Here is a 9,340-nt window from a genome sequence, read left to right as displayed (position 1 = left end):
AGCGTTCGGCGACATAGCGCGCCAGCGGCGCGGTCAGGTCGTAGCGCAGCGAAATCCACTGCTCGTCATCGTCCTGAAACGAGAACACGCCCTCGTTCGGCCGGTCCTGATCCGGCAGGAATTTTCCGAGCGCGTCGGTATACTCCATCGCCGGCGTTTCCACCGGCTCGAAGCCATAGCGCTCATAGACCTCGCGGATTTTCTCCACCATCACGCGCGTCGCGTTGATCGCGGCAGGGCCACGGTCTTCCAGCCCGCGCGGCAGGCGCGCCTTCAGTTTCTGCGGCTTCTGGGGTTTGTCCTTCATTGAAAGGTAGGTATCAGCCGGTGCGCGTGGCGGCAACTGTACCGGCTTCCCTTCTCCCCCTTGCGGGAGAAGGTGGCGAAATCGACCGCCTTAGGCACCCTCTCCCGAAAGGGGCGAGGGGAAAGCGTGGCCGATCACAAAACCTTTCTGATCCAGTTGTGCGGGTCGTTGGTGCGGCCATACTGGATATCGACCAGTTTTTTGCGCAGCCCCATGGCCACGGGGCCGGCGGCGCCGCCGCTGATGAGAAACTCGCCGCTCGCCGAACATACCTTGCCGATCGGCGAGATCACAGCCGCGGTGCCGCACGCAAATGCCTCTTTCAGCCTTCCGCTGGCGGCATCCTTACGCCACTGATCGATCGTATAGGCTTCCTCACGGACGTGGATGCCGGAATCCTTCATCAGCACGATGATCGAATCTCGGGTGATTCCCGGCAGAATGGTGCCGAGCGGCGGCGTCAGCATCGAGCCGTCGTCGAACACGAAGAAGATGTTCATGCCCCCGAGTTCCTCGATGTAGCGGCGCTCGACCGCGTCGAGGAAAACGACCTGGTCGCACCCGTGATCGATGGCTTCCGCCTGCGCGCGCAGGCTTGCGGCGTAGTTGCCGCCGCACTTGACCGCGCCGGTGCCGCCGATCGCGGCGCGCGTGTAGTTCTCTGACACCCAGATCGACACCGGCGCGGGTCCGCCCTTGAAATAGGAGCCGACCGGCGAGGCAATGACGGCGAAGATGTATTCTGCGGATGGTTTCACGCCGAGGAAGACCTCGTTCGCGATCATGAAGGGCCGCAAGTAGAGACTGCCCTCGCCGCCCGGCACCCACGCGCGGTCGATCCGCACGAGTTGCTCGACCGCCTCGATGAACACCGGCTCCGGCAGCGGCGCCATGGCCATGCGCTCGGCCGAATTCTGGAAGCGCTTCGCATTGGCGTCGGGACGGAACAGGTTGATGCCGCCGTCGTCGCGCTTGTAGGCCTTGAGTCCTTCAAAGATCTCCTGTGCGTAGTGCAGCACGGCGCCGGCCGGATCGAGCGAGAAATTCGCGCGGGATTCGACGCGCGCACTGTGCCAACCCTTGCCTTGACTGTAACGGACCACGGCCATGTGATCGCTGAAGATCCGGCCGAAGCCGGGGTCGACAAGCTTTGCCGCGCGCTCCTTCTCAGGGGTCGGGCTAGCCGCAGGCTGGATTTCGAATTTCAGACTCATTTCCCTACTTCCTGCTGTCGAAACCGGCGATTTCTGGTGCCGGCCTCTCTTTCCGGGCTGGTGGCCCATAGGCCCGGACTTCGCCGCCGGCTTTGCGGCCGGCCTTCCCACCAGCACCCCGTCAGGACATGCTTTTGTGGGTGGCTGAAGTCCAGTATGGTTGCCGAGATGCCGCTCGACAATCGCACGGTCAACACATTCGCGAGCCCGCCTTCACTTGCCCGTCGTCCAGGGCTGGCACCCCCGCGAAACCCACGCCGCGACCTAATATTTCGTCGTAAGCGAGCGTTTTGTAACATTGAACCCAATATATGTCAACATGGCTGACGTAATTTCATCAGGCCCATTCTCGGCTGCCAGCTCCAGGGCTGGCGAGGGGCGCGGGACCACGCCTGCCGGCGGCTTGCGCTGGGACATCATCGAGCTTTTGTTTTTTGCCTATCGCGACTTTGTCGGCGACGCGGATCATGAGTTGGAAGCGTTCGGTTTCGGACGTGCCCATCACCGCGTGCTCCACTTTGTTTATCGCTACCCCGGCCTGAAGGTCGCCGACCTCCTCGACGTGCTGCGGATCACCAAGCAATCGCTCGGACGCGTCCTCAAGCAACTGCTCGATGAAGGATATATCGTGCAGAAGGCGGGCAACAACGACCGCCGCCAACGTCTTCTTTTCGCCACCGCCAAGGGCGAGGCGCTGGTGGCAAAGCTCGCGGGGCTGCAAACCGAGCGGCTCAACCGCGCGCTGCGCGGCATCGAGCCCGACGGTCTCGAGATCGTCAGGCAATTCCTGGGCGCGATGATCGATCGCGACGACCCCGACAAGGTGCTGCAAGCCATTTTTGGCGTCTCGCCTTCGAACACAAAAGCAAAGGAATAGACGTGGCCGAGGCCGCAACCGCCGCACACACACCCCCGGGGCCGGCCGATGACGCGCCGCATCTGTTGCTCGTCGACGACGACCGTCGGATCCGCGATCTGCTGTCGCGTTTTTTGTGCGGCGAAGGCTACCGCGTCACCACCGCGATGAGCGCCAAGGACGCCCGCGCCAAGCTCAATGGACTGCATTTCGACCTGCTGATTCTCGACGTGATGATGCCGGGCGAGACCGGTTTCGATCTCGCCCGATTCATCCGAACCTCCTCGACGGTGCCGATCGTCATGTTGACCGCGCGCCACGAGGCCGAAAGCCGGATTGAGGGCTTGCAGATCGGCGCCGACGACTACGTCGCGAAACCGTTCGAGCCGCGCGAACTCTCGTTGCGGATCGGCAATATCCTCAAGCGCACCGCGCCGCCGCCCGTGGAGACGCTGGAGCAGATCGCCTTCGGACCTTACGTCTATCATCTGGAACGCGGCGAACTGCGGCAGGGCGAGGAAGTCATCCGTCTCACCGACCGCGAACGCGACATGCTGCGGGTTCTGGCGCTCGCACGGGGCGAGACGGTGCCGCGCAACGCGCTGACCGGCGACGGCACCGTGAACGAACGCGCGGTCGACGTGCAGATCAACCGCCTGCGGCGCAAGATCGAGCGCGATCCCGCCAATCCGCTGTTTTTGCAAGCGGTGCGCGGCATCGGCTATCGCCTGGTCGCATCTCCTTGAGCCGGCAGCCATGAGCACAATCGACACAGGATTGACGCTGATCCGCACTGCCGCAGGGCGGGTGTCGGCGATCAATGGCTGGATGGGCAACGCCTTCAAGAGCTGGATGCCGACCGGCCTCTATGCGCGCGCGCTGCTGATCATGATCGTGCCGATGGTAGTGCTGCAGTCGGTCGTCGCCTTCGTGTTCATGGAGCGCCACTGGAATACGGTGACGCGGCACCTGTCGGCCGCGGTCGTCTCGGACATCGCCGCCTTGATCGAAGTCTATAAGGGCTATCCGCAAGACAAGGACCACACGTTGATCCGGCGCATCGCCCAGCAACGGCTAGGGCTTGTGGTGGATTTCCTGCCCGCGGGCGACATGCCGCCGCCGGGGCCGAAGCCATTCTTCTCCCTGCTCGACCAGACGCTTTCGGTTCAGCTCGGCCGGCAGATCGCCAAGCCGTTCTGGATCGACACCGTCGGCCGCTCCAATCTGGTCGAGATCCGCATTCAGCTCGACGACGCGGTGATGCGCATCTTCGCTCAACGCAGCGCGGCCTATGCCTCCAACTCGGAAATCTTCCTGTTCTGGATGGTCGGGACCTCTTCGATCCTTTTGATCGTCGCGGTGCTGTTCCTGCGTAACCAGATCCGCCCCATCCTGCGGCTGGCGGACGCCGCCGAGAGTTTCGGCAAGGGCCGCGAAGCGCCGAACTTCCGCCCGAGAGGCGCGCGCGAGGTGCGCCGCGCCGCGCACGCCTTCATCGAGATGAAATCGCGCATCGAGCGCTCGATCGAGCAGCGCACCGCGATGCTGGCTGGCGTGTCGCACGATTTGCGCACCATCCTGACCCGCTTCAAGCTCGAGCTTGCGCTGATCGGCGACAGCCCGGAAGTCGACGCCATGCGCAAGGACGTCGACGAAATGGCGGGGATGCTGGAGGACTACCTTGCGTTTGCGCGCGGCGACAGCGGCGAGCAGGCCCAGCCGACCGACATGACGGCGGCTCTGGAAGAATTGCGCAGCGATGCCGAGCGCAACGGTCATACCGCAACCGTCGCCTTCCACGGACTGCCCGTGGTGACGGTGAAGCCTGCCGCGTTCAAGCGCTGCCTCGCCAATCTCGTCTCCAACGCGGCAAGGCACGCCAATACGATTTCGATCACCGGCCAGCGCGACCACCGCTATCTGACGGTGACGGTTGACGACGATGGTCCCGGCATTCCCATGAACATGCGCGAAGAAGTGTTCAAGCCGTTCCTGAGGCTCGACGATGCGCGCAATCAGGATGAAGGCGGGACAGGACTGGGTCTTGCGATCACCCGCGATATCGCCCGCTCGCATGGCGGGGACATTACACTCGGCGACAGCCCGATGGGCGGCTTGCGCGCTTCGGTGCGGATTCCAGTGTAAGGGGCGAACCTACTTCGCGCCGGGCAACAGGTTCTTCAGTTTCTCGGCGTCCCTGACGTTGAGCTTGAAGCCGCCGCCGGGCATGACGATGTCGCCCGGTTTCTGATCCGGTTTGCAGGCCCCCAACCATTTCGCTTCGATCGTGGTCACGGCGTCGCGCGGGGCCGATTTGCCGCCGGGGTCGCTATGGGAAGTAGTCGTGACGGTATAGGCGGAATTGAAATCGCCAGAGATCTCCGAATGCGAGGAGACCGAAATGCCGGCAACGTTACAGACGGAATCGCCGACATAGCCGTTTGCCGTCTTCTGGATGTCCTGCCTGGAGCAGATTTGCTTGGCCATCGGCGAGACCATGTTGTTCATTTCCCTGTCGACGGTCTCATCGGTGCAGTGCTGCATGGTCAGCGAAGGCAGCGGCGAACCGGTGTGGGCCATCTTGATTTCCCACAAACCCGCCTTGCGGATCGGCAGATCTTCGGCGCCGGCGCTGCCGGCCGAGATGCCCATCAGCACACCAACACTCAAAACCCATGCACCAAGTTCACGCGTCATCGGCTACGTTCCGGTGTCGACAAAAGAGAGGCGAGGCACAGTCCGGCCAGGCTCAGTAGAGCGTGCGTAACGGCCGGTTGTTGGCGCCATACGGCACCCAGCGGCAGGCAAAGGAAACATAGCCACCGTACTGCGCATCAACCGCCAGAAACTTCGCCACCTTGCCATAGGAGGCGCAGTGGTCGACCGCGAGTTGGCGGGCATCGACGCGCTGGGCCAGCTCATAGGCGATGATGCCGCCGGTATCGTTGCCCTTGAACTCCGGCACGATGTCGGCCCATGCAGGCGTCCATGAGAGCATGGCGCCAGCGGCAACCAGGACAGCGGCCTTGATGATTCGCATCGTTCACTCCATTCGCTTTGGCCGTCACCTTAAGACGCCCGAGATGCCGTGAAAAGCACGCAGCCCTATGACAAACGGACTTATTGGCAGGTGTTGCCGCGCTGCACTTGACCTCGGGGAGGCTTCGCGGCACGGTCAGGTTGCTAGATCATCCCGGCGGATAGACCATGCGCGACATATTTTCATTTGCCAGAAAAACAGGCCTGAGCGCGGTGCTTGGGGCAGGACTCGGCCTGCTGGCGTTCGGCCAGGCCGCCGAAGCAGCCAATCCGCTGGAGCTGAATTTCTGGCTGACGGGCCCGAAATATGAGGGACGGCTCAAGTCCTGTGAGGCGGCGCTGGGGACCATCACGTCCCAATTCCAGGAAAAAGAGAGCACCTACTGGAATTCCAGGCTCACCATCACAGCCTATGGCCGAGTCCACGAAGTCGCCTACCGTCCCTGGCAGTCGGACAATATTCCGCGCCGCTATTGCAGCGGCGACGCGATGCTGAGCGACGGCAAGGTTCACGGCGTGCACTTCTCGATCATCGAGGACGGCAGCTTTGCCGGCTACAATCAGGGCGTGGAGTGGTGCGTCACCGGGCTCGATCGCAATTGGGCCTCCAACCCCGCCTGCGCGGGCGCCAAGCCCTGATTTAATCTCCCGATTTCACGACGGTTTGTCAGCAGCCAGCGGGACCACGCCTGCTCTCGGCTACCGGCGCCCTTTTTTGTTCTTGAAATGTTCCGTTCGCTTGTCTATGGTTTCATCAGGGATTGTGGGAGTTGAGGGGCTTCATCATGGCTGGGCGTTGCTTGGGTCGGACGGCGCGTATTTTCGCAGGTTTCGGCTATCTCATTTTGGTCGCGTCGCTAGGCATCGGCGCCGCCACGGCGCCCGCGTCGGCGCAGGACCGCCGGCAAAACACCCCGGGTGAGTTTGATTATTACGTTCTGTCGTTGTCCTGGTCGCCGTCCTTCTGCGCGGAATCGGTCGAGCGCGGCAACGGGCGGTCGCAGCAGGCCCAATGCGGCGGCAGACCCTTCTCCTTCGTGGTCCATGGCCTGTGGCCGCAGTTTGAGCACGGCTATCCCGAATATTGCGACCGGGATTCCTGGCTGGACCGCAACATCATGACCTCGATGCTGGATCTGATGCCGGCGCCCGGCCTGATTTTCAACGAGTGGAAAAAGCACGGCACCTGCTCGGGGCTTGGCCCCCGCGGCTATTTCGAGACCGTCCGGAAGGCGCGCGCTACGGTGAAAATTCCGCCCGAATTCATCGACCTTGCCGATCCGAAGACCGTCTCACCGGCCGAGGTCGAAGACGCCTTCGTCAAGGTCAATCCGGGCCTTTCCGGCTCCGCCATCGCGGTGACCTGCAACCGCACCCGGCTGAGCGAAGTGCGCATCTGCATGAGCAAGGATCTGCAATTCCGCGCCTGTGACGAAATCGATCGCCGCGCCTGCCGCCGCGACCAATTGGTCATGCCGCCGGTACGCGGCGGCTAGAGCGCGAACTACATCTCGGGCGTCATTGCGGAGCGAAAGCGGCCACGCAATCCAGGCCATATCGTTTGCCCCATGGAATCTTCGCTCTGCGCGCGATGACGTGATAACCCCTCGTCCATGAACTACCGCCACGCCTTTCATGCCGGCAACTTTGCCGACGTCATCAAGCACGTCGTGCTCGTACGCATCCTGCTCCACCTGCAGGAAAAGAACGCCGCCTTTCGCGTGATCGACACCCACGCCGGCGCGGGTGTCTACGATCTCGCCGGCGAGGAGGCCGAGCGCAGCGGCGAATGGCTCACGGGAATTGCGCGCATCATGCAGGCGCGGTTTTCCGAAAACGTGGCGCCGCTGATCAAGCCCTATCTCGACATCGTCCGGGCATTCAATCCGCAGCCGGGAAAGCTCACGGCCTATCCCGGATCGCCGTTGCTCGCGCGCGCGCTGCTGCGGCCTCAGGACCGGCTGACCGCATGCGAAGTCGAAGCCAAGGCGCGAAAAGCCCTTATCGGCGCGCTGCGCCGCGACACCCAGGCCCGCGTGGTCGATCTTGACGGCTGGACCGCGCTGCCCGCCTTCGTGCCGCCGAAAGAACGTCGCGGCCTTGTCCTGATCGATCCGCCCTATGAGCAAAAGGACGAGTTCGAGCGGCTGGCCGCAGGCTTTAGCGAGGCTTTCTCGAAATGGCCGACTGGCAGTTACCTGTTGTGGTACCCGGCCAAAAGCCGGCGCGCCACCGACGAACTGGCGCGACAGGTCGCGCACGCCGTCGGGCAAGCAAGACCGCCGGGCAAATGCCTGCGTGTCGAGTTCAGCGCCGCGCCGCAAACCGCTGACGCAGGTCTTACCTCGGCCGGCCTTCTCGTTGTCAACCCGCCCTGGACCTTGACCGCCGAGCTCAAGACGATCCTTCCCGAACTGGAGAAGCCGCTTGGCCAGGGCGGTGCCGGCCGCTTCCGGCTCGAGGTGCCGAAACCCTGAGCCGTGCCTCGCGTCCGAAAAGTCCGATGGTCAATCCGCCGGGAACCGTACTATGCTCACCCCGTTGGGATCGGCTTTACGTTCCGCTTCCGCGAATGGTAGCGGCGAAGTGACAAGGCCTCTTCTGATTTAGGGCAGGCCGCCATCATACAGGCCCGCCCGGATGGCCAAAGCTTCCGGCGGAAGATGTCCGCAGCGAAGGGTCCGGTCGGCCGCAACGCAAGAGGAGCGTGGCGGCGGAGCAATGCGGGGGAGGTTTCCCGATGGCCATGACTGGGACGGTCAAGTTCTTCAACGGAGAACGCGGTTACGGCTTCATCAAGCCCGACGACGGCGGGCGCGATGTGTTCGTTCACATCACAGCCGTGGAGCGCGCCGGGCTGAAGGATTTGACCGAAGGACAACGCATCACATTCGAGGTCGAGCCGGACAAGAAGGGCAAAGGGCCCAAGGCGGTCAACCTCGTGATCTCCTCGTAAGCTTTCGCTTCAGGATAAAAAAATCCCGGCCGCCGCCGCGGCCGGGAGTTTGTGGTTGGTGATCTTTTTATTCTGTTAGAAGTGATAGTTCACGCCGGCGCGAAGCAGACCGAAACGGTAGCCGTTCTGAGCGCCGGTGATCACGAAATTGCTGTCGTTCAAATCGACATAGAGGTATTCGACCTTGGCGCTCCAGTTGCGAGCGAGGCCGACTTCGGCGCCCAAGCCCACGGTCCAGCCGGCGTTGGTATGGCTCTCGGACAGGCCAAAGGTCTGGCCGCTCAACTCGCCGAAAGCGAGACCCCCGGTGCCGTAGAAAAGGATGTTGTTGAGGGCATAACCGGCCCGGCCGCGCACGGTGCCGAACCAGGGATTGGAAAATTTCCAGGGCGCAAACGTATCGGACGCGCCCGTGGCCTGAAGATCGCCTTCGATGCCGAACACCCAGGGACCGGTCTGCCAGTTGTAACCGGCCTGCGCCCCACCCACGAGCCCTGACGGCTTGGTCGGATTGTTATCCACCGAGCCCCAGTCCCAGCCGATATTGCCGCCGAGATACGGCCCGGCCCAGCTGTACATGTTGAGTGGCTGATTGACGGTGTAGGGCCGGCCGTACGACAGATCGGCAGCTTCAACCGATGAAGTCCAAACCACGGCTGTCAATGCCGCCGCGACCAAGGCAATCCTGCTCATCACGCAAACTCCACGCGGGAAGTGCCAAAACCCCCAGCCATCGGCACGGTTACGGATTTGCACTTTGTACTGATCGGATTTATCGAGACTTTTAAGTTAAAGGGTTGTTAAGGGCGGTTACCGCCCGCTCAGCATTCTTAAGAAAGTCTTACCTCGGGGTTGCCCGGCGGATGGCGTCTGCCATCGGCTACGCAGCCGGCCTCGCCGTCCCGCGCTGGCGATGCCGCAAATCAGCGCTTAGTTTAGGCCCATGGATCAGGATTCCAGCGATCATC

The 9,340-nt window shown here is 62.7% G+C and carries 12 protein-coding genes; 7 read left to right on the top strand and 5 right to left on the bottom strand.

Going from position 1 to position 9,340, the window contains the following annotated elements; translation table 11 throughout:
* Positions 1-307: ATP phosphoribosyltransferase regulatory subunit (locus tag WB528_RS28175; protein WP_423892695.1), on the bottom strand; the 307-nt coding region annotated here is incomplete at its 3' end.
* A 134-nt stretch (positions 308-441) separates the two neighbouring features.
* A complete protein-coding gene (locus WB528_RS28170) occupies positions 442-1,521 on the bottom strand; it encodes a branched-chain amino acid aminotransferase (RefSeq protein ID WP_423892694.1) in 1,080 nt (359 codons plus the stop codon).
* A gap of 319 nt (positions 1,522-1,840) precedes the next feature.
* On the opposite strand from WB528_RS28170, the gene WB528_RS28165 reads away from it, so the two are divergent.
* From WB528_RS28165 to WB528_RS28155, 3 genes are read left to right on the top strand one after another with little or no spacing between them, the layout of a single operon-like run.
* Positions 1,841-2,398 (top strand): MarR family winged helix-turn-helix transcriptional regulator, encoded by a 558-nt coding sequence (locus WB528_RS28165; protein WP_423892693.1) that lies wholly within the window; start codon positions 1,841-1,843, stop codon positions 2,396-2,398.
* Entirely contained in the window at positions 2,395-3,123 is a 729-nt protein-coding gene (locus tag WB528_RS28160; protein ID WP_423892697.1) for a response regulator, read from the top strand. Before WB528_RS28165 ends, WB528_RS28160 begins: the two co-directional genes overlap by 4 nt.
* A 10-nt stretch (positions 3,124-3,133) precedes the next feature.
* Positions 3,134-4,522, top strand: a complete 1,389-nt coding sequence (locus WB528_RS28155) for an ATP-binding protein (RefSeq protein WP_423892691.1) — start codon at positions 3,134-3,136, stop codon at positions 4,520-4,522.
* Positions 4,523-4,531: 9 nt separating this feature from the next.
* Here the strand turns inward: WB528_RS28155 and WB528_RS28150 are convergent, their stop codons facing one another.
* On the bottom strand, positions 4,532-5,074 hold the full coding sequence (locus WB528_RS28150) for a DUF3617 domain-containing protein (protein ID WP_423892689.1): 543 nt from the start codon (positions 5,072-5,074) through the stop codon (positions 4,532-4,534).
* A 52-nt stretch (positions 5,075-5,126) separates the two neighbouring features.
* A complete protein-coding gene (locus WB528_RS28145; RefSeq protein ID WP_423892687.1) occupies positions 5,127-5,417 on the bottom strand; it encodes a hypothetical protein in 291 nt (96 codons plus the stop codon).
* 167 nt (positions 5,418-5,584) lie between these two features.
* On the opposite strand from WB528_RS28145, the gene WB528_RS28140 reads away from it, so the two are divergent.
* The 4 genes from WB528_RS28140 to WB528_RS28125 all read left to right on the top strand — a co-directional run bounded on the left by WB528_RS28140 (position 5,585) and on the right by WB528_RS28125 (position 8,372).
* A complete protein-coding gene (locus WB528_RS28140) occupies positions 5,585-6,055 on the top strand; it encodes a hypothetical protein (RefSeq protein WP_423892685.1) in 471 nt (156 codons plus the stop codon).
* A 146-nt stretch (positions 6,056-6,201) separates the two neighbouring features.
* Positions 6,202-6,912, top strand: a complete 711-nt coding sequence (locus tag WB528_RS28135) for a ribonuclease T2 family protein (RefSeq protein WP_423892683.1) — start codon at positions 6,202-6,204, stop codon at positions 6,910-6,912.
* Between the two features lie 117 nt (positions 6,913-7,029).
* Positions 7,030-7,893, top strand: a complete 864-nt coding sequence (locus WB528_RS28130; RefSeq protein WP_423892681.1) for a 23S rRNA (adenine(2030)-N(6))-methyltransferase RlmJ — start codon at positions 7,030-7,032, stop codon at positions 7,891-7,893.
* A gap of 263 nt (positions 7,894-8,156) precedes the next feature.
* Positions 8,157-8,372 (top strand): cold-shock protein, encoded by a 216-nt coding sequence (locus WB528_RS28125; protein ID WP_028350729.1) that lies wholly within the window; start codon positions 8,157-8,159, stop codon positions 8,370-8,372.
* A 75-nt stretch (positions 8,373-8,447) separates the two neighbouring features.
* Here WB528_RS28125 and WB528_RS28120 read toward each other — a convergent pair whose 3' ends face one another.
* A complete protein-coding gene (locus tag WB528_RS28120) occupies positions 8,448-9,065 on the bottom strand; it encodes an outer membrane protein (protein WP_423892679.1) in 618 nt (205 codons plus the stop codon).
* Positions 9,066-9,340: the final 275 nt, after the last annotated feature.

The sequence above is a fragment of the Bradyrhizobium sp. genome (assembly GCF_049586575.1).
Classification (GTDB): domain Bacteria; phylum Pseudomonadota; class Alphaproteobacteria; order Rhizobiales; family Xanthobacteraceae; genus Bradyrhizobium.
This window is presented reverse-complemented; position numbering and strand designations above follow the sequence as displayed.

Bases quoted from the DNA above. Each gene is read 5' to 3' on its own strand.
- WB528_RS28165 (WP_423892693.1), top strand. From the start codon at position 1,841: ATGGCTGACGTAATTTCATCAGGCCCATTCTCGGCTGCCAGCTCCAGG.
- WB528_RS28125 (WP_028350729.1), top strand. From the start codon at position 8,157: ATGGCCATGACTGGGACGGTCAAGTTCTTCAACGGAGAACGCGGTTAC.
- WB528_RS28120 (WP_423892679.1), bottom strand. From the start codon at position 9,065: ATGAGCAGGATTGCCTTGGTCGCGGCGGCATTGACAGCCGTGGTTTGG.
- WB528_RS28140 (WP_423892685.1), top strand. From the start codon at position 5,585: ATGCGCGACATATTTTCATTTGCCAGAAAAACAGGCCTGAGCGCGGTG.
- WB528_RS28150 (WP_423892689.1), bottom strand. From the start codon at position 5,074: ATGACGCGTGAACTTGGTGCATGGGTTTTGAGTGTTGGTGTGCTGATG.
- WB528_RS28145 (WP_423892687.1), bottom strand. From the start codon at position 5,417: ATGCGAATCATCAAGGCCGCTGTCCTGGTTGCCGCTGGCGCCATGCTC.
- WB528_RS28170 (WP_423892694.1), bottom strand. From the start codon at position 1,521: ATGAGTCTGAAATTCGAAATCCAGCCTGCGGCTAGCCCGACCCCTGAG.
- WB528_RS28135 (WP_423892683.1), top strand. From the start codon at position 6,202: ATGGCTGGGCGTTGCTTGGGTCGGACGGCGCGTATTTTCGCAGGTTTC.
- WB528_RS28130 (WP_423892681.1), top strand. From the start codon at position 7,030: ATGAACTACCGCCACGCCTTTCATGCCGGCAACTTTGCCGACGTCATC.
- WB528_RS28155 (WP_423892691.1), top strand. From the start codon at position 3,134: ATGAGCACAATCGACACAGGATTGACGCTGATCCGCACTGCCGCAGGG.